Origin of the sequence: Conexibacter stalactiti (assembly GCF_033542075.1) — a bacterium.
GTDB lineage: Bacteria > Actinomycetota > Thermoleophilia > Solirubrobacterales > Solirubrobacteraceae > Conexibacter > Conexibacter stalactiti.
This window is the reverse complement of sequence record NZ_JAWSTH010000026.1, coordinates 47,346-65,736: the sequence shown is the minus strand read 5'-3', so window position 1 is coordinate 65,736 and position 18,391 is coordinate 47,346. Positions and strand designations below refer to the sequence as shown.

The 18,391-nt window shown below is 70.4% G+C and carries 16 protein-coding genes; 8 read left to right on the top strand and 8 right to left on the bottom strand.

Annotated features, from left to right (window positions below):
- Positions 1–77 precede the first annotated feature (77 nt).
- The 6 genes from R7226_RS12025 to R7226_RS12000 are packed head-to-tail and all read right to left on the bottom strand — an operon-like array spanning position 78 to position 4,839.
- Complete coding sequence (locus tag R7226_RS12025) at positions 78–407, bottom strand: YdhR family protein (RefSeq protein ID WP_318597404.1); 330 nt, start codon at positions 405–407, stop codon at positions 78–80.
- 47 nt (positions 408–454) lie between these two features.
- Positions 455–1,357 carry a substrate-binding periplasmic protein gene (locus tag R7226_RS12020; RefSeq protein ID WP_318597403.1) on the bottom strand — a complete coding sequence of 301 codons (903 nt, stop codon included), beginning with the start codon at positions 1,355–1,357 and terminating at the stop codon, positions 455–457.
- Between the two features lie 30 nt (positions 1,358–1,387).
- The gene (locus tag R7226_RS12015; protein WP_318597402.1) at positions 1,388–2,059 is read right to left on the bottom strand and encodes an amino acid ABC transporter permease; all 672 of its coding nucleotides are present in this window, start codon (positions 2,057–2,059) and stop codon (positions 1,388–1,390) included.
- Positions 2,056–2,697 carry an amino acid ABC transporter permease gene (locus R7226_RS12010; RefSeq protein ID WP_318597401.1) on the bottom strand — a complete coding sequence of 214 codons (642 nt, stop codon included), beginning with the start codon at positions 2,695–2,697 and terminating at the stop codon, positions 2,056–2,058. Before R7226_RS12010 ends, R7226_RS12015 begins: the two co-directional genes overlap by 4 nt.
- Before the next feature lie 4 nt (positions 2,698–2,701).
- Entirely contained in the window at positions 2,702–3,448 is a 747-nt protein-coding gene (locus R7226_RS12005) for an amino acid ABC transporter ATP-binding protein (RefSeq protein WP_318597400.1), read from the bottom strand.
- Positions 3,448–4,839 carry an amidohydrolase family protein gene (locus R7226_RS12000; protein WP_318597399.1) on the bottom strand — a complete coding sequence of 464 codons (1,392 nt, stop codon included), beginning with the start codon at positions 4,837–4,839 and terminating at the stop codon, positions 3,448–3,450. Before R7226_RS12000 ends, R7226_RS12005 begins: the two co-directional genes overlap by 1 nt.
- A 119-nt stretch (positions 4,840–4,958) precedes the next feature.
- Between R7226_RS12000 and R7226_RS11995 the strand changes: the two genes are divergently transcribed.
- The gene (locus R7226_RS11995) at positions 4,959–5,852 is read left to right on the top strand and encodes a LysR substrate-binding domain-containing protein (protein WP_318597398.1); all 894 of its coding nucleotides are present in this window, start codon (positions 4,959–4,961) and stop codon (positions 5,850–5,852) included.
- 145 nt (positions 5,853–5,997) lie between these two features.
- Entirely contained in the window at positions 5,998–6,828 is an 831-nt protein-coding gene (locus tag R7226_RS11990; protein ID WP_318597397.1) for a hypothetical protein, read from the top strand.
- Between the two features lie 310 nt (positions 6,829–7,138).
- Here the strand turns inward: R7226_RS11990 and R7226_RS11985 are convergent, their stop codons facing one another.
- Together R7226_RS11985 and R7226_RS11980 are read right to left on the bottom strand one after the other, a co-directional pair.
- A complete protein-coding gene (locus R7226_RS11985; protein ID WP_318597396.1) occupies positions 7,139–8,512 on the bottom strand; it encodes a hypothetical protein in 1,374 nt (457 codons plus the stop codon).
- A 1,143-nt stretch (positions 8,513–9,655) separates the two neighbouring features.
- Positions 9,656–11,161 (bottom strand): YmdB family metallophosphoesterase, encoded by a 1,506-nt coding sequence (locus R7226_RS11980; protein ID WP_318597395.1) that lies wholly within the window; start codon positions 11,159–11,161, stop codon positions 9,656–9,658.
- On the opposite strand from R7226_RS11980, the gene R7226_RS11975 reads away from it, so the two are divergent.
- The 6 genes from R7226_RS11975 (at position 11,145) to R7226_RS11950 (ending at position 18,379) form a co-directional block, all read left to right on the top strand.
- Entirely contained in the window at positions 11,145–12,116 is a 972-nt protein-coding gene (locus R7226_RS11975) for a MurR/RpiR family transcriptional regulator (RefSeq protein ID WP_318597394.1), read from the top strand. The genes R7226_RS11980 and R7226_RS11975 overlap by 17 nt on opposite strands.
- Positions 12,117–12,118: 2 nt before the next feature.
- Entirely contained in the window at positions 12,119–12,964 is an 846-nt protein-coding gene (locus R7226_RS11970; RefSeq protein ID WP_318597393.1) for an endonuclease/exonuclease/phosphatase family protein, read from the top strand.
- An 80-nt stretch (positions 12,965–13,044) separates the two neighbouring features.
- On the top strand, positions 13,045–14,727 hold the full coding sequence (locus R7226_RS11965) for an ABC transporter substrate-binding protein (protein WP_318597392.1): 1,683 nt from the start codon (positions 13,045–13,047) through the stop codon (positions 14,725–14,727).
- Positions 14,728–14,757: 30 nt separating this feature from the next.
- A complete protein-coding gene (locus tag R7226_RS11960) occupies positions 14,758–15,720 on the top strand; it encodes an ABC transporter permease (RefSeq protein ID WP_318597391.1) in 963 nt (320 codons plus the stop codon).
- Positions 15,717–16,565, top strand: a complete 849-nt coding sequence (locus tag R7226_RS11955; RefSeq protein WP_318597390.1) for an ABC transporter permease — start codon at positions 15,717–15,719, stop codon at positions 16,563–16,565. Before R7226_RS11960 ends, R7226_RS11955 begins: the two co-directional genes overlap by 4 nt.
- Positions 16,562–18,379: an ABC transporter ATP-binding protein gene (locus R7226_RS11950; protein WP_318597389.1), complete on the top strand. Its 1,818-nt coding sequence runs from the start codon at positions 16,562–16,564 to the stop codon at positions 18,377–18,379. Before R7226_RS11955 ends, R7226_RS11950 begins: the two co-directional genes overlap by 4 nt.
- Positions 18,380–18,391 lie beyond the last annotated feature (12 nt).

The following is an 18,391-nucleotide window of genomic DNA, read 5'->3' as shown; positions in this document are numbered from 1 at the left end:
CTCGTGGAAGTCGATCTCCCCCTCGGTCGTCTGCGCTCTGAAGTTGGGGGCGGTGTCGCCGATCGTGAGCGCCATCGTCACTCGCCTCCGCGGACGTCGAGCGGGCCACGTGTGATCGCGCTCAGCTCCTCGCGCACCTCGAAGGCGCGGTATTCGAGGTTGGTGATCCAGGGGAAGCGCTGCGCGCTGTCGGTCATCTCGCCCTTCGCCCATGCCTCGGCGGTCTCGCGGTCGTCGAACAGGTAGACGCCGCCGCCGCGGTTGCCCGCCTCGTCGCGCAGCCACAGCTTCCACTGCAGGCCGGGCTGGTCGAGCATCGCGTGAGCGCGGGCGAGCGTCGCCTCGGAAGGCTCCTCGAGCGTGAAGTCCGCGTCGAAGGTGACGGAGAGCAGAACCTTGTTGGCCATCGTGGCTCCTGTCGGTACGGGGTGTCGGGGATCGTCTCGACCGCGCGTCAGCGCTGGCCGGAGAAGTTGATCGGGGCTCTGAGGCCGTATCTGTCGAGCGCGCTCTGGACGGTGCCGTCCTCGCGCAGCGCCGCGATGTCCTCGTCGAGCGCCGTCGTCAGCGCGCTGTTGGCCTTGTCGTGCAGCAGCGTGACGCCGTTGATCGCCTCCGAGGAGGGGAAGCTCGGGTCGGGCGCCGCCGGCGTCACGACCAGTCTCGCGGCCGGCTTCTGCTGGACGTAGTAGCCGGCCTCGCCGGAGCCCATCACGCCGGCCTTCGCGCGGCCGTCGGCGACGTCCTGGAAGACCTCGGCGGTCGACTGGAACAGCTTCACGGCGTCTCTGCCGAGGACTCTCTCGATCTGCTCGGTCCACAGCTGGCCGGAGCCGATCGCGACCGTCTCGCCGTCGAGCTGATCCAGTCTGTCGACCGGCTCCTTCGCGACGAAGGCGGTGAAGTCGAAGTAGACCGGCTCGGTCACGCCGAGCGTCTTCGACGCGAGCCGCTCGGGTGTGCGGTACCACCCGCCGGTGACGATGTCGGCGCGGCCGGACTCCATCGCCGGCAGCGCGCCGGCGGAGCCGGGGAAGCGCTGCAGTTCCAGCTCGAGGCACTCGCGCTCGGCGATCGCGCTGACGACGGCGCCGTCGACGCCGATCAGCTCGTCGCCGTCGATCTGCACGTACGGCAGCGCGGGCGCGACGGCGATCGTCAGCTTGCCGGGCTCGACGGTGTCGAATCTGTGGGCGGGGGTGCAGGTGGCGGACGCCGCCGTGGTGCCGGCGGCGGCCGTGGCTGCGCCGCCGTCGTCATCGCTGCCGCAGGCGGCGAGCAGCACGGCGCTGCCGGCGAGCGCGGAGAAGGTGAGGCCGAGGCGGCGCAGGCGCCGCCCTGGGAGGGTGCGTCTCATGGTCAGTCCTTCGTCAGGGGTCGTCTGGTGTCAGGGAGCGGCACGCCGCGCGAGGAGCGCGGCGAGTTGCGAGAGCGGTACGAGGACCGCGAGGTAGAGCACGGTCGCCAGCAGCAGCACGCCGAGGTACTCGGTCGTGATCGAGCCGAGGTTGTATGCGCGGCCGAGCAGCTCCGGCAGGCCGATCGTGAAGGCGAGCGCCGTCAGCTGGACGACCTGTACGGCGAGCCCGACCAGCGGCGGCAGCACGATCCGGATGGCCTGCGGCACGATCACCAGCCGGTACTGCTTGGCCGGCGTCAGGCCGAGCGCGGCGGCGGCGTCGCGCTGCCCGCGCCCGACCGACAGCAGCCCGGCGCGGAAGGTCTCGCTGCTGTAGCCGGCGACCGACAGGCCGATCGCGACGGTCGCCGCCGCGAACGCCTCCAGCGTGATGCCGGCGCGCGGCAGGCCGAAGTAGGCGAGGTAGATCAGCACCAGGACCGGGACGCCGCGCGCCAGCTCGACGAGCGTCGTCAGCGCGATCCGCGCACCGCGGCCGCCGCTCGTCAGTCCGATCGCGGCGAGCAGGCCGAGCGGCAGCCCGAGCGCGAGCGAGGCGGCGCCGAGCCGCACGCTCGTCCACAGGCCGCCGGCGAGGTCGGGCAGCCATTCGCCCCAGTCGGCGAGCAGGCTCGCCAGCGGCGCGGCCGTCGCGGTCATGTCGCCACCTGCCGTTGCAGGCGCGCGGAGGTCCAGCGCGCCAGCAGCCCGAAGGGGAGGCTGAGCGCCAGGTAGATCACGCCGGTGATGAGGAAGACGCGCAGGCCGTCGAGCGACTGCTGCGACTCGGTCAGCGCGCGGAAGGCGATCTCGTTGACGCCGATCGTCGAGGCGATCGCGCTGTCCTTCAGCAGGCCGACGAGGTAGCTGCCCAGCGGCGGCACCGCGATCGCAAGCGCCTGCGGCCCGGTCACCAGGCGCAGCCGCGCCAGCGGCGTCAGCCCGAGCGCGCGGGCGGCGTCGCGCTGGCCGGCGGGGACGCCGTCGAGGCCGGCGCGCCAGATCTCGGCGATGTAGGCGGCGGCGATCAGGCCGAGGCCGATCACCGCCGCCGGCAACGCGGCGAAGGAGAGCCCGGCCTGCGGCAGCCCGAAGAAGATCAGGAACAGCCAGACGACCGGCGGCACCGCGCGCAGCAGGTCGATCAGCGCGGCGGCCAGCCAGCGGGCCGGGGCCAGCGGCGCCAGCCGCAGCGCGACCAGCGGGAGCGCGCCGAGCAGGCCGATCGCGAAGGCGCCGAGCGTGACCGCGAGCGTCGCCGGGATGCCGGCGGCGAGCAGTTCGACGATCCGTCCCATCGGCTCAGAGATCGCGGACCGCTGAGAGGAATCGCCGCGTGCGCTCGTGCGCCGGGGCACGCATCACGGTCGCCGCGGCGCCCTCCTCGACGATGCGGCCGTCGGCCATGAAGAGGACGCGGTCGGCGGCTTCCTCGGCGAAGCGCATTTCATGGGTCGTGAGGACCATCGTCATGCCGTCGGCGACGAGGTCGCGGACGACCGCCAGCACCTCCCGCTTCAGCTCCGGATCGATCGCGGAGGTCGGCTCGTCGAGCAGCAGCAGCGCGGGGTCGAGCGCGAGCGCGCGGGCGATCGCGACGCGCTGTTGCTCGCCGCCGGAGAGCTGCCGCGGGCGGTTCGCGGCGCGCTCGGAGAGGCCGACGCGCGCCAGCAGCTCCAGCCCGCGCAGCTCGGCTTCGGCGCGGCCGCGACCGAGCGCGTGCACCTGCGCCAGCACGACGTTCTCGAGCGCGCTGCGATGGGGGAAGAGGTTGAAGCTCTGGAAGACCATCCCGACGCGGCGGCGCACCTGCGCCAGCTCGCGCTCGCTGCGGCCGTGGGCGGTGAGCTCGTCGCCGTCGAGCACGACCCGTCCGGCGGTCGGGCGCTCCAGCAGGTTGATGCAGCGCAGCAGCGTGCTCTTGCCGGCGCCGCTGGGCCCGATCACCGCGAGCGTCTCGCCCGGCTCGATCGCGAAGGAGACGTCGGCGAGCACCTCGCGCGCGCCGAAGGTCTTCGACAGGCCGGTGACTTCGAGCAGCGGCGTCATCAGCGGATCTCCGGCCACTGTCGCGGGGAGGGGTAGCCGAGCCGCTCGCGCATCCGCGCGGCGGAGCGGTCGGCGAGGCCGAACAGCCGCTCGGAGTCGACGCCGGTGATGCGTCCGTCGGCGACGACGACGCGGCCGTCGACCAGCACGGTGTCGACCGACTTCGCGCCGGCCGCGTAGACGAGTGCCTGCAGCGGGTCGCCGGCGGGATGGGTCTCGGGCAGGTCGGGGCGGCGGATCACGAGGTCGGCGCGCTTGCCCGCTTCGAGCGTGCCGATCTCGGCGTCGAGGCCGGCGGCGCGGGCGCCGCCGCGGGTCGCCAGCTCGAGCACGTCGGCGGCGCCGAGGGCGGTGCGGTCGCCGCTGCGCTCGCGCGTGGAGAGCAGCGCCAGCAGCCCTTGCAGGCCGATGTCGTAGCGGCAGGAGGAGGTCGCGCCGTCGGAGGCGAGCCCGACGGGCACGCCGCGGCGGTGCAGCTCCGCGTGGGTGCCGGTCGCGGCTGCGCCGGTGCCCCATGAGAGCGCGCACGACGGGCACCAGGCGACCGCCATGCCGCTGCGCGCGACGGCGTCCTGCTCCTCGGCGTGGAGCAGGTTCATGTGGCTGAAGGTGCAGTTGGGGCCGAGCAGACCGGCCTGCTCGAGGTGCAGCAGCGGCCGCTGCCCGCGCAGGTGCGCGTCGGCGGCGATGTCGGGCGGGCCGAACGACTGGTGCTGGGTCAGCACGACGCCGGCACGGTCGGCGACCGCCTTGGCGGCGTGGAGCAGCTCGTCGCTGGCGGTGCCGTAGCCGAAGACGGCGACGTAGCCGCGCACGAGCGCGTCGGGATCGTCGTTGCGCGACAGCTGCCCGCCGAGCCGCTCCAACGAGCGTTCCAGCGAACGCGGCGCGCGCTGATTCTCCTCGCCCGGCGTCTCCTCGCCGCGGTCCCAGAGGAACGGGTCGCCGAGCAGGCCGCGGATCCCCAGCGCCTGCATCGCCTCGGCGGCGGCGTCAGGGGCGTGGACGGTGCCGGCCTCCATGAAGCAGGTCGTGCCGTTGACGAGCATCTCGGCGGCGGTCAGCAGCGTTGCGACGTGCTCGTCGTCGTCCTCGACGACGCTCCACCAGCGGCGGTTGAGGCTCATCCCGGGGCCGAGCGGCAGGGTGTCGGAAGCAGCGCCGCGTGCGGTGTTCATCACGTGCACGTGCGTCTCGACGAAGCCGGGGTGGACGACGCCGCCGCGCGCGTCGAGCGTGCGGCGCGGAGCGAAGCGCGGCTCGATCAGCCGTCGCGGACCGACCGCGACGATCCGGCCGCCGTCGATCGCGAGCGCGCCGTCGGGGTAGACGCGGCGCTCGTCGTCCATCGAGAAGAGGTGCGCGGAGGTGACCAGCAGATCGCAGGTCACAGGGGGTTGAGTGGGTGAGGTGACAGTCATGGTGAGTGGTCGCCATGACCTTAACCTGAGAAAGTCGATCGATCTAATATAGTTTCCGCATCGCCGCGATTCGCGCCGCGACTCGCACCATGGAACTCCGCCATCTCAGGTACTTCGTGTCGGTCGCCGAAGAGGGTCACTTCGGCCGCGCCGCGCGACGGCTGCACATGAGTCAGCCGCCGCTCTCTCAGCAGATCCGCCGGCTGGAGGAGGAGGTCGGAGCCCCGTTGCTGAGCCGCTCGCCGAACGGCGTCGCACTCACGCCGGCCGGAAGGGCGCTGCTGCCAGAGGCGCGTCTCGCCCTGGCGCAGGCCGACCGCGCGCTCGCGGCCGCCAGACGCGGGGCGCGCCACGACGGCGACCACTTCGAGCTGGGCTTCGTCAGCTCCGCCAGCTACCTGTTGCCGCGCCTGCTGCCGGCCGTGCGCGCGCTGTCGCCGGGGCTCTCGCTCGCCGTGCGGGAAGGCAGCACGACGCAGCAGGTCGAGCTGTTGCGCTCGGGCGCGCTGGCCGCCGCGCTGCTGCGCTCGCCGATCGTCGGTAGTGGTCTCGTGACGAGAACGGTCACGCGCGAGCCGCTGATCGTGGCGCTCCCCGCCACCCACACGTTGGCGGAGCACAGAGAGCTGACGCTGATCGACCTCGCCGACGAGCCGTTCGTGCTCTTCGAGCGCGATCTCGGCCACGCGCTCTTCGACCAGATCACCTCCGCCTGTCGCACGGCCGGCTACGTCCCGGACGTCGTGCACACGTCGAGCGCGATGGCGACGATCGTCCACCTCGTGGCCAGCGGCATCGGCGTCTCGATCGTGCCGGCGTCGGTCGCGCAGACAGCTGCGGGCGTCGTCTTCCGCTCAGCCGGTGACCTGCGCGCGCACGTCGCGCTCGACCTCACCTGGCGTGAGGACAGCAGCGACGACGCGGCGATCGCGACGGTGCTGCAAGCGGCGCGCCAGTCGCTCGACTGGGCGATCGCGGCGTAGCGCACGCTGGGCGGGGCGATGCGCGACACCGCCCGGTGGCGGATTCCCGCCGGATGTGAGGCGACCGATCGCTCGATCGCCTCGCGTGGCGGAGGGCGCCCGCTCGGACCGTGGTAACCGGGCGTGCACCTGCCGCTCGCGCGAGGTGAATTCCGCGCTCGGTGCGCCGGTCGTCTCGGCCGGCCGCTCGCTGGACTGGTTGAGCGCGACCGCTCGCATGACGCCGACGATCTCGTCGCGTGTCGCTTCCGGTCCGATGAAGGCGGCAGCGCGCAGGTGCCGGACGAGCGCGGAGCCGGCCATCGGGCAATGGGCATACAGCCGTCAGACGAGCGCCCTGGCGGGCTACCTCCAGACGGCCGAGATTGACTGGAGCCTTCCCGCCGCACCCGCTGCGACCAACCTCGTTGCGCCAGCACCCCAGTCTGATGGCCGCGAGGAGAACGCGGTCCTGACCATCTTCCCGCCTGATCTGATCGAAGCCGATCCGCTCGGTTCAGATCTCGAAGTGGATGTCTTCGTCGTGCGGAGCCAGACAGACGCGCAGCTCTTCCTGCAACTTCGGTCGCCGCGAGCAGCCGAACGCCTCGCAGGAGCCAAGAGGCGTCTCGCGGAAGGCGACACTGAAGCGCTGGCTCAAGCGCTGACATCGTGTCGGCGAGCGTTGAGCGCGCTGGCGGACGATCTCTACCCTCCCAGGGATCACCCGGTGCAAGACCGAGGCGGGAGGTTGCGGAAGGTCGGCGAAGAGGAGGTCGTCAACCGACTGCTGATGTTCCTCTCGGACGAGATCGAAGGAAGACGGCCGCGCCGGCTGGCCACCGCAAGCATCGAATCGACCGCCAAGAGCCTCGACGCGCTCATCGGACAACTGGGCAAGGGCGTCCACGCCGACGTGCTCCGCGCAGAGGCGCACGCCGCTTACGTCGAGACCTGGTCTTTCATCGCTCACGTCGCACGCCTGACGCGAAGCTGAACTCGTGCAGCCGTAGAACCGGCGCGCCTATCGCTGAGCGCGGACCCGACGTCAAGGCCGGCGCGGTTCTGAACCTCGAAACCGGGCCTGCCCCGGCCGGGGGGCCGGGGCAGTCGATGCCGGGAAGGACTTTCCGGCCGTACCCACGTCATTCGACCGAGCCGGCGAACGCTTGAGCGGCAGATCGATGCGCCGAGCAACCATGCTGCCCACGTACGCTTGTCCAGCGCCCGAACGCGGCCGCCCATTCAGCGGTACAGCCAGTCAGCACCAGGAAACTACGGCGACTGCGGAACGGCCATCCCGCTGATCACGACCATTTTCGATCGTTGGAACAGTTTCCCGGCCCGTCAGCGGCCGTGTTAGAGCTGCACACCCGGATAGTTGACGACAACACCATTGTCTGGGAGTGGACGAATCTGTCCAACGGAATCCCATCCGGTGCGCCAGCAGGCGCTCTACGACATTTGCGGTAGTACCCGGAGTCCTCAGTTGCCCCGGAGATCGACAGGCCGGGCGGGAACGCCAAGGTAGGGGCGCCGAGCATCGACCAGGTCACTCTGACCCAGATGCATCCGACGTCATTGTACGGCGAGACCCACGAGTTGCTCGTGTAGTCGCCCCGATAGATCCAAGGCTTCAAGAGTCCGATAGACCATTGGAGGGTTGCTGAGACTCTGGCTTTTCTGTCGGCGCTGTAAAACAGAAAGTGGTCTTTGTGCGTGTTGACTGCTGTTCTCGCATCGTCGGGATCAGGTTCCGGAAGCGTGTTGTTGAGTCTCTCCGTGGTCATCATCCCGCCATCTACGAGCTGGTCGACGCTCGACTGGGAGACACCAGTAACAGCGTTCAGATCGAGCTGCATGGCTGCCGCCACACCGGGCCCCAGGGTGTATCGCACGCCGTTGAACAAGAGGTAGACAGTCGAGCTTCCGGATCCTCTGATCAGCGTTCCGTTGGCGGGTGGGAGCGGTTCCTGTGGAATGCCGATCGGACCTTCCGTCGCGCCGAACGGACCCCATCCCGTCCACAGTCCGGTGATCAGCTGATTGACGTAGACCTGCGGTCCGCCGCGCACGAACAGGACGACGCGTCCGATGCCTTCCGAGAGCGCGGTCGGGCCGGATGTCGCGATCGTCGAGATCGTCACCCATTGACTCCAGGACGCGCCATTCCAACTCCGCTGCGCGATGTTGTTGTTGGCATCGCGCGCGAAGACGTCGACCTTGCCCGCCTCTTGTGACTCAACGGTTGGCGCGGACGTGAGGTAGCCGCCGAGCGGTATCCAGGCAGTCCACGAGCTGCCGTTCCAGTGCTTCTGCCAGAGCTGATGATCAGTTCCGACACCGAAGACGTCGAGCTTTCCAGGCTCGTGCGACACGACGGCGGGCGCGTAGAGGAATTGGCCGTCCAGAGAGCCCCAGTCGGTCCAGCCATCGGCGGGCGTCCAGTATTTGTGGTAAATGCGGTTGTCGTTGCCCTTGACGAAGACGTCGAGATTCGGCGACCACATCCGGCTCGTCGACGCCGGAGCGGATGTCCCGATGCCGCCGATGCTCCCCCAGTCGCTCCACACCCCGTTGGTCAGGTAGCGATGCCAGATCGCGTTGTCCGGTCCCTTCGCGAAGACATCGACGGTGCCGTCGGCCCGAGCGCTCGCCGCCGGCCCGGACGTCAGTTGCATCCCACCGAAATCAGCCCAGCCTGTCCACGCGGTCCCAGCCCAACGCTTACCAACAAGCGTTCCGCCGTCTCCCCGAGCGAACAAACGGGCACCGCCGAAGCTGCCAACAGTCGCTGCCAGATTGTCATCAACTACATTCGCGGGGGCGGACGCCGCCGGCAGAGCGCTGCCGAGAAGAAATGCCGCCGCGAGTACCGCGATACACCGACCTAAGGTCATCTCATCCTTCCGTAGATTTGAACTGTTCCGTGTCATCTCAGCGGCGATAGCGATCGTCAAATTGTGCTCTCTCAAGCAACAATTCTCTCGAATCGATTGCGATGCCCCTGTGAGTCTTCGTCATCTCGGACGACTGCTCTCAAGTCATCCACGCGCCCGAATCTCGATCCGCCGACGCGGCCTCCGCAAAGGTGCTCGACCTGCGAACAAGGTTGGCGCAAGCTCAGGAGCCAGCACGATTTGCTCGAAGCGTCAGCAACGCGTAGAGCGTCGGCACGACGGTGCCGGCCAGCGCGAGCAGCGCCCCCCAAGCAAGGTCTGCTCTTGATGCTTGTCCGAGACGTTCGTTGAGTTCATTCCGGGCAAATCCAGCAGTGTGGCCAGCAGGATTCCGAACGTTCCGATCCCTACCGAGAGATGCCATGAGCGCTCTGCGAAACCACAGCGCGAGTGCAGCGATCGAACTGCCCGCTACGACCAGCGCGCCGCCATGACTCCATGAGGTCGCAGAACTTGTCGCGGAGTCAACAAACGTAACGGTCACCCATGGCCCACCGCAGCCGCCAAGAACTGCGATCCACGCCGCGCCAGGAACGATCGCTCGTTTCATCTACGACCAGACCGCGACGCACGAAGCGACGAACAGACGGACCACTACCACGATCAAACGACCTTTCGTGCACCGGCCCCTGACGCCCCGACAGACAACGGCCAATGCACAGCGCCGCCCGCCGCGCGGCACGCTAGCACAGAAGTATTAGCTCTGACGTGTGGGGTTTCGGTCCCCGGGATCGCGTTTCTCGAGATGCTCCGGGCCCTGACCGAGACTCGTACGCAACCGCTCGGATGCCGCCACGGTCGAGGCGACCGCCGCCGAGATGGACGAGCGGTCCGCCAGAGAGGTGGAGGCGACGCGACGCGTTCTCACGGCGTTGACGCGTAGTCGACCGAGCGCGCAAACAGCTCGCACGCCCCGAGCAGCTCGTCTCGGACGGCCGCGTCGTCCAGGCGCCGCGCCTCGAGGTCGGCGTCGACGTCGTCTCCTGGTGCCGAGGGGATGTAGATGAGCCGCAGTCCGGCGGCCTGCGCGGCGGCCGCGCCGACCGGCGAGTCCTCGAGCGCGACGGCGTGCGACGGGGCGACGCCGAGCCGCGCGCAGGCGGCGATGTACACGTCGGGGGCGGGCTTCCCGGGTCCGCCGTCGGCGCTGACGACGGCGTCGAGGTACCGATCGAGGCCGGCGCGGCGGAGGGCGAGCGTCGCGAGCTCGGCCGGGGCGTTGGTGGCGACCGCGATCGGCAGACGCCCGAACAGGCTGGCCAGGAGCGCATGGGCGCCCGGCATCGGGGTCGGCACCGGGTCCGTCTCGAATGCCTCCTCGAGCGCATCGTGCAGGGCCGCGGCCGGGACCTCGAGCGCCGTGGCCGCCGACGTGACGGACGCACCGTTGAGCTGGGCGAGCAGCTCGTCGTCGAGGCTGCGCCCACGGCGCTGGAGCACGCGCTCGTACGCCGCGCGCCAGGATGCCGCCGAGTCGACGAGAAGCCCGTCGCAGTCGAAGATCGCAGCGGCCGGCCGCTCCCGCGCGCCCGCCCGGACGCTGCGTGCCTTCGCGCGGGCCGTCACGCGCTCGATCGCCGTCGATCGCCCGTCGAGCCCGACGGTCACGAGCATCGCCATCAGGACGCCGTCGCCAGTCGTCACCGGCCTCGGCAGCGTGGGCTGGCCCACGCGTTCGTTGCCCACGATGTCCTGCGGTTCGAAGCCGATGAGCGCGTCGTCCGAGGCGCCCGTCATCCCGGCGTCGGTCACGTAGGCCGTCCCGCCCGGGAGGATCCGGTCGTCGGCGGTCGGGACGTGGGTGTGCGTGCCGAGCACTGCGCTGACGCGCCCGTCCAGCATCCACGCCAGCGCAAGCTTCTCCGCCGGCCAGGAGCCGTGGACGTCCACCAGGACGATGTCCGCGAGCTCCGCGATCCGCTGCACCTCATGCTCGGCGCCGTCACAGGCGGAGATCGGCGCCTGCCCTTCCCGCGCTCCGATCACGTTGACCACGCCGAGCCGCACGCCGTGACGCTCGACCACGACGCCGGCCCTGCCCGGTCCGTCGTGAGGGAGGTTGTCCGGGCGCACGATCGGCGCGTCGGAGCCGAGCAGCGCGTCGGCGCCCGGGGCGTCGTACGCGTGGTTGCCGGTGGTGATGACATCGACGCCGGCGGCGAGCAGGCGTGCGGCGCCGGCCTCGTCGAGGCCGACGCCGCTGTCGAAGGAGTTCTCGCCGTTGGCCACGCAGAAGTCGACCGCGTGGTCGTCGCGCAGCCGCGGCAGGGTCGACTCGACCGTGGTCAGCCCGAGCGGGCCGACGACGTCGCCGACGAACAGGATGCGGACCAGGGTCTCGGGCATTGGAGTAATGGGCGTCTGGATCACGCGGGCAAACATACTCGCAAATACGTCGATCACAGAAAATTCACTCGCTCAGCGGGCGGCCGACCCTACTATGCACCGCATGCCGTCCTCTACTCAGCCGCCGATGGTCCAGGCCGTCGTGGCCCGGATCCGTTCCGCGTTGCCGGCCTTGCGGCCCAGCGACGCCAAGGTCGCCCTGGTGCTGCTGGACGCGCCCGGTTCGCTCATGTCGCTCACCGTGGCCGACGTCGCCGCGGCGGCGGGCGTCTCCGACGCGACCGTCATCCACTGCTGCAAGGAGCTCGGCTTCTCCGGCTTCCAGCACCTGAAGTTCGAGCTCGCTCGCGATCACGCGCCGGCCTCGGGGCTGCTGCACGAAGCGCAGCGCCTCGGCAGCGGGTCGCCGACGGCCGATGTCGTGGCCGACGTGCTGGGGTCCACGGTCAACGCCGTGCGCGACGTCTCCGCGACGCTCGACGTCGAGCACTTCGAGGCGGTCGTCGAGGCGATCGTGCGCGCGCAGCGCATCTGTGTGATCGGGGCGATGCCGTCGCTGATCCTGGCCGAGGACGCCGCCTACCGGCTGTCCACGATCGGGCGCCCGGCCGAGGCTCCGGCGACGGACACCGCTCAGCGCCTCGCGTGCACGCAGCTGACGCCGGACGACCTGTGCCTGGTGATCAGCCACACCGGCGCGACCAAGCAGAGCTTCGCGGCGGTGCAGGCGGCGACGGCGGTCGGCGCGACGACCGCGGCGATCACGAGCTTCGCGCGCTCGCGCCTGGCCTCCTCCGTCCAGCATCCGCTGATCGCCGGCGCCGCGGCGGTCTCGGTGCGTGTGGAGGCGATGGCGAGCCGCTTCGCCCACCTCGCGGTCATCGACGCGCTGTACGTCGCCGCGGTCCTGCGCGACGAGGAGACGGCGCTGCGAGCCCGCCGCGTCGCCGACGCCATCCACGCCGAATCCCAGTTGTGATGATGCCCGACACGATCGCATCGGCCGTCGGCCGCTCGATGACGCTCCGCGTCCTGACGCTGAACGTGTGGAACACCGACGGCGCGCCCGAACGCCAGGAGCTGCTGCGGACGGGCATCGCCGAGCTGGACCCCGATCTGATCTCGTTGCAGGAGGTCGTGCGGACCGACGACTACGACCAGCTCGATTGGCTCCTCGGCGACAGCGGCCTGCACGCCGTGCACCAGCTCGACCTGATCGACGCGCCGTCGTGGGGCGGCACCGCGCTCGCCTCGCGGTGGGCTCCGACGCGCACGGTTGGGACGCTCCTGCCCGGCAAGGTGGTCGGCGCGTGCACGATCGCCGCGGTCATCCCGCTGCCGATCGGCGTCGACCTACTGTTCCACGCCGTCAAGCCGTCGGCGCAGTTCGACCACGAGGCCGACCGCTGTCGCCAAGCGCTCGCCATCACCGCGCTGGACGAGCAGCTGCGCGGGCCCGCGCCCAGCATCATCGCCGGTGACTTCGACGCCACCCCTGACGCGGACTGCATGCGCTTCTACACCGGTCGCGGCGTGCTGGACGGTCGCAGCGTCCACTTCCGCGACGCCTGGGAGCAGGCGGGCGACGGCGGACCGGGGCACACGTGGACGTCGGACAACCCCGGCGTGGCCGCGACGACGGCGCTGGGCTGGATCCAGATCCCGCACCGGCGACGCATCGATCACATCCTCGTGGGCGGGCCTTTCGCCCACCCCGACGTCGATGCGCGGATCGTGCGCTGCGACGTCGTTCTGACCGATCCCCCGGCCAGCGATCACTACGGCGTCCTCGCCGAGATCGAGCTGGTCGTGCAGCCACCGCGCTGACCCCCGCCGCGCGCGGATCGATCCGCGTCGCGCTCCCTCTCTCCCAAGCAACAACCTCTCCCCGAAGAACAGGAGTTCTCGTGCAGACCGCCCGTGGTGACCAAGCGTCCCGCGGCGCTTCGCGGCGCCGCAATCGCAGTTCCATCCTGCTGGCAAGCGCCTTCGCGATCGGTGCCTCGGCGCTGACGATCGGCTGCGGCGGCGGGTCCGACTCCCCGGCGACCAGCGCCGCTGCGGCGCCCGGCGCCGCGTCGGCGGCCAAGCCAATCGAGCAGTTCAAGATCGGGCTGTCGGCGTCGGAGCCGGTCAGCAGCATGGATCCGAGCACGGACCAGACGGCCCACATCGTCGGTCAGTACTTCCTGGAGCGGCTGACCGAGGTTGACGCGGACGGCGTGCCGCAGCCCGCGTTGGCCGAGAGAGTCACCCAGCCCGACCCGAAGACCTACGTCTACCACCTGCGCCGCGGCGTCAGATTCTGGGACGGCGCGGAGCTGACGGCCGACGACGTCGTCTACTCGATGGACCATCTGTCGAAGCCGACCAGCGTCAGCTCGTTCCCCTGGTCGACGTTCAAGAGCGCGAAGGCGAAGGACCGCTACACGGTCGTCGTCACGCTCAAGCAGGCCGACGCGTCGTGGCCGAACAAGATCAGCCACCCGATGGCACCGATCTTCCAGAAGAAGTTCGCCGAGGAGCACCCGGGGAACCTGGGCAAGCCCGGCACCTTGATCATGGGAACCGGGCCGTTCGAGCCGAAGCGGTTCGATCCCGCCTCCGGCGAGGTCGAGCTGACGGCGAACCCGAACTGGTGGGGCGGGAGAGTCGGCATCGAGAAGCTCTCGCTGAACTTCTTCACGAAGGAGACGAGCCTGGCGCTGGCGATGCGCTCCGGCAGCATCGACGCGGGCGTCGGGGCGTCGCGCGCGGAGGCGTTCCAGGCCGCGGCCGGCCCCGACGTCGAGGAGGTCGCGTTCCGCTCGTGTTCGGAGCCGTTCCTCTCGATGAACGTCCGCAAGGCGCCGTGGAGCGACGTGCACGTGCGCCGCGCGGTCGCCTACGCGATGGATCACGACGCGCTCATCAAGGCGAGCGGTGCGCGGGCGGTGACGCCCGGACCCAACCCGACGCTGATCGCGACGCCCAACCTCGAGACGGTGGGCAGCAGAGAGCAGGTGGATGCGCTGCTCGCGTCGATCCCGCAGTACGAGCACAGCGTCGAGAAGGCGAAGGCCGAGCTGGCGAAGTCGAGATACCCCGACGGCGTCAGCGCCGACTTCACCTACTACACGTGGGGCCCTTCGGGTGACGTGATGCAGGTGCTCGCGGCCCAGCTGAAGGAGGCCGGCATCGAGATCAGACCGCGGCTCGTGCAGTACGCCGCCTGGATCGCGAACGAAGGGCAGGCGAACCTCGCCGAGCGGTGGCCGACGCTCAACTACGCCGGCGCGTGCAGCAGCCCGGACCCGAGCGGCTACGCGGGCTACCTGGGCGCCGACAGCCTGCAGAAGGGCTCGTACAACTTCGCCGCGTACGGCAACGACGAGTTCAACGGCTGGTGGGCGCGAGGGCTGGCCACGAGCGACAGAGCCGAGCGCTTCGAGCTGTACTCGAAGATGGTCACGGCGATGGCCGAGGACGTGCCGTTCCTGCCGCTGTTCCTCGGCTCCGATCAGCTCTACCTGCGCGACGGCTTCGCCGTCGCCGACGCCGGGAAGTGGCTGCCGACGGACTGGCCGCTCACGATCACGGCCGAGCACTAGCCGCATGCACTCGACAGCACGGGAAGACCGATGAGCGGCCGGGATGGGATCGCGTTCGTGGCGCGCCGCCTGGCGGTGCTGCTGGTCCTGCTGGTCGTCGTGTCGTTCGCGGTCTTCTCGCTGCTGTCGATCGCGCCCGGCGAGCCCGTCGACGTGCTCCTTGGCACGACGCCCCGAAGCGCGGAGACCGTCCAGGCGCTGACGCAGAAGTACCACCTCGACAAGCCGTTCCTGGAGCAGTACTGGATCTGGCTCAGAAATGCGGTGCAGCTCGACTTCGGAGATTCGATCCAGACCCAGATGCCCGTCACCGACGAGCTGCGGCAGCGCCTCTCGACGTCGCTGTTCCTCGGGCTGTACGCGTTCGCGATCGTGATGGTGCTCGGCGTCGGCCTCGGCGTCATCGCGGCGCTGCGCCGGCGGACCGGGGCGGACCGGGCGATCGTCGGCGCCTCGATCGTCGCGCTCAGCACGCCGTCGTTCGTCGGTGGGCTGGCGCTGATCTACCTGTTCGGCATCGTCCTCGAGCTGTTCCCCGTCTACGGCGTGGGATCAGGGTTCGGCGACGAGCTGTGGCACATGACGCTGCCGGCCGTCGCGCTGGCGCTGACGAGCACGGCGGCTGTGCTCAAGACCGTACGCGCGGCGATCGTCGGGGTCGTCGACCAGGACTTCATGACGTTCGCCCGTGCGCGGGGCCTGTCACGGGGCCGCGTCCTCGTCGCCTACGGCCTGCGCAACGCGCTGATCCCGCTCGTGACGATGAGCGGCATCGTCCTGACCCATCTGATCGTCGGCGCGGCGCTCGTGGAGACCACGTTCTCGTTGCCCGGGCTCGGCGAGCTGCTGGTGACGTCCGCCACGCAGCAGGACGTTCCCATGCTGCAGGCGATGGCCGTGCTGATCGCGGCGATCGTCGTGCTCGTCGGCCTGCTCGCCGACCTGGTGCTGGTGACCGTCGATCCGCGCATCCGGCTGGGACGGCGAGCATGAGCGCGGCGCAGCGGCCGGGGTCGTTCGGCCGGCGAATCGGAATGCTCGGCATCGTCGTCTGCGGCGCGATCGTCGCCGTCGTCGCGGCCGTCGCGATCCTCGGGTCGGCGGTCGCGCCCCACAGCGCAGGCGCTCAGGACGTCGGCAACATCCTGGCCGGACCCAGCGGCGCGCACTGGCTCGGAACGGACTCGCTGGGGCGCGACGTCGCCTCGCGGCTGATCGTCGGCGCGCGCTCGGCCTTCGTCGGTCCGCTGCTGATCGCCATCGGCTCGATGCTGATCGGCAACGCGCTCGGGTTGCTGGCCGGCTACCGCGGCGGCCGTCTCGACGCGATCCTGATGCGATGGGTGGACTTGATGTGGTCGGTGCCCGCCCTGCTGGTGATCATCGTCGTGCTCGGCGTGCTCGGCACGAGCTACTGGGCGGCGGTCGGCCTCCTGACCATCTTGACCGTGCCGTTCGACGCGCGGGTCGTGCGCGGCGCCACGCTCGAGCAGGCGCCGCGACCGTACGTGCAGGCGGCCCGCACGCTCGGCATCTCGGACACGCGGATCATGTTCTTCCACATCTGGCCGAACGTCGCGGCTGTCGCGATCGCCAACACGTTCCTCGTCTTCGCCGCGTCGCTGACCGCGATGGCCGGGCTGTCGTTCCTCGGCTTCGGCCTGGCTCCGGGCAGCCCGGACTGGGGGCTGATGTTGGCCGAGGGCTTCCAGGACCTCTTCCAGAATCCGTTGGCGATCCTCGCCCCGGGGGTGGCGATCGTCCTCGCCGCGACGTCGATCAACCTGATCGGCGACTGGCTCTACGAACGGCTCTCGAGCCGAGGAGCATCACGATGACCACAGTCGGCGGCGAGCCGATCCTCGAGGTCGAGGATCTCCGCATCGAGCAACCCCGCCGCGAGGGCGCGCGCACGATCGTCTCGTCGGTCGCGTTCTCCGTGCGCGCGGGGGAGACGGTCGGCATCGTCGGCGAGTCGGGCAGCGGCAAGTCGCTGACGGCTCGCGCGATCATGGGTCTGCTGCCACGCGGAGTGGCCGCGTCCGGTGCGATCCGGCACGACGGGCGCAACCTCCTGGAGCTGTCGGAGCCGCAGCTGCGTTCCCTCCGCGGCCGCCGGATCGGCCTGATCATGCAGGACCCGTTCACGATGCTCAACCCGCTTCAGCGCTGCGGGCAGATCCTCGCCGAGTCGTTGCCGTCGGGCCGCTCGATGGGACGCCGGGAGCGGCGGCTGGAGGTCGCGCGGCGTCTGGCCGAGGTCGGGATCCACGACGAGACGGTCTTGGACCGCTACCCGTTCCAGCTCTCCGGCGGGATGAGCCAGCGCGTGGGGATCGCGGCCGCCCTGGCCCGCGACCCGGAGATCCTGATCGCCGACGAGCCGTCGACCGCGCTCGACGTCGCGACGCAGCAGGAGATCCTGGCGGTGATCAAGCGCCTGCAGGACGCGCGCGGCATGGCGCTGGTGCTGATCACGCACGACCTGCGGGTGGCGTTCTCGATCTGCGACCGCATCAACGTGCTGTACGCCGGGTCGCTGATCGAGGCGGGAGAGGCCGCTGCACTGCACAGCGAACCGCTGCACCCGTACACGCAGGGCCTGCTCCTGTCCGAGCCGCCGTCGGACCGGCGGGTGCAGCGGTTGATGACGATCCCGGGCGCGGTGCCGACGGCCGACCAGGTGACCGGCAGCTGCGCCTTCGCCTCGCGCTGCCAATGGGCCGCCGAGGAGTGCCGCCGGAGCGCTCCGCCACTGGTGGAGGTCGCCCCCGGCCGCCTGTCGGCGTGCGCGCGGCTGCCCGAGATCCGCAGCGAGATGGCCGACCTGCGCGACGTGGCGCTCGTCGAGGCGGAGGCTCCGGTGCCGAGCGCCGGCGCGGCGTTGCTCGTCGAGGTGCGCGACGTGCGGAAGGTCTTCCGGGGCGCCGGGGTCCCAGCGCTCGACGGCGTGTCGATCGAGCTGCGGGCGGGGGAGAGCGTGGGCATCGTGGGGCAGTCCGGCTCCGGCAAGACCACGCTCGCGCGGATCCTCGTCGGCCTCGAGCGAGCCTCGGCGGGCAGCATCACGATCGACGGCGTCCCCGCCGACGACTGGCCGGCTCTGCGCCCCGCCGATCGCCGGCGCCTGCGCGGTGTCGTGCAGATGGTGTTCCAGGACCCGTACTCGAGCCTGAACCCGATGCGCACGATCGGCTGGACGCTGCGCCAGGCGATCACGGCCCACGACCGTGCGGCCCGCAACGTCGACGCGCAGCTGGCAGATCTCCTGCGCTCGGTCGGTCTCTCGCCGGACTACGCGCGACACCGGCCGCAGCTGCTCTCCGGCGGCGAGCGTCAGCGAGTGGCGATCGCCCGCGCCCTTGCCGTCCGCCCACGGCTTCTGATCTGCGACGAGCCGGTCTCCGCGCTCGACGTGTCAGTCCAGGCGCAGATCCTCAACCTGTTCGACGAGCTGCGGGCGGAGCGGCAGATCGCCTACCTGTTCATCACCCACGACCTCGCGGTCGTGCGTCAGGTCACCGACCGCGTCTACGTCATGCACCGCGGAAGGGTGGTCGAGTCGGGCGCGACGTCCGCGGTGCTGCGCGACCCGCATGCGGAGTACACCCGCACGCTCGTCGCCGCGTCGAGCACCACAGCGGACCGGTGATGCCATTCGACG

Coding starts and splice junctions, on each gene's coding strand:
- R7226_RS11975 (WP_318597394.1), top strand. CDS start 11,145: ATGGGCGTCTGGATCACGCGGGCAAACATACTCGCAAATACGTCGATC.
- R7226_RS12025 (WP_318597404.1), bottom strand. CDS start 407: ATGGCCAACAAGGTTCTGCTCTCCGTCACCTTCGACGCGGACTTCACG.
- R7226_RS12020 (WP_318597403.1), bottom strand. CDS start 1,357: ATGAGACGCACCCTCCCAGGGCGGCGCCTGCGCCGCCTCGGCCTCACC.
- R7226_RS11985 (WP_318597396.1), bottom strand. CDS start 8,512: ATGCAACTGACGTCCGGGCCGGCGGCGAGCGCTCGGGCCGACGGCACC.
- R7226_RS11995 (WP_318597398.1), top strand. CDS start 4,959: ATGGAACTCCGCCATCTCAGGTACTTCGTGTCGGTCGCCGAAGAGGGT.
- R7226_RS12015 (WP_318597402.1), bottom strand. CDS start 2,059: ATGACCGCGACGGCCGCGCCGCTGGCGAGCCTGCTCGCCGACTGGGGC.
- R7226_RS11950 (WP_318597389.1), top strand. CDS start 16,562: ATGACCACAGTCGGCGGCGAGCCGATCCTCGAGGTCGAGGATCTCCGC.
- R7226_RS11960 (WP_318597391.1), top strand. CDS start 14,758: ATGAGCGGCCGGGATGGGATCGCGTTCGTGGCGCGCCGCCTGGCGGTG.
- R7226_RS11955 (WP_318597390.1), top strand. CDS start 15,717: ATGAGCGCGGCGCAGCGGCCGGGGTCGTTCGGCCGGCGAATCGGAATG.
- R7226_RS12010 (WP_318597401.1), bottom strand. CDS start 2,697: ATGGGACGGATCGTCGAACTGCTCGCCGCCGGCATCCCGGCGACGCTC.
- R7226_RS12005 (WP_318597400.1), bottom strand. CDS start 3,448: ATGACGCCGCTGCTCGAAGTCACCGGCCTGTCGAAGACCTTCGGCGCG.
- R7226_RS11970 (WP_318597393.1), top strand. CDS start 12,119: ATGCCCGACACGATCGCATCGGCCGTCGGCCGCTCGATGACGCTCCGC.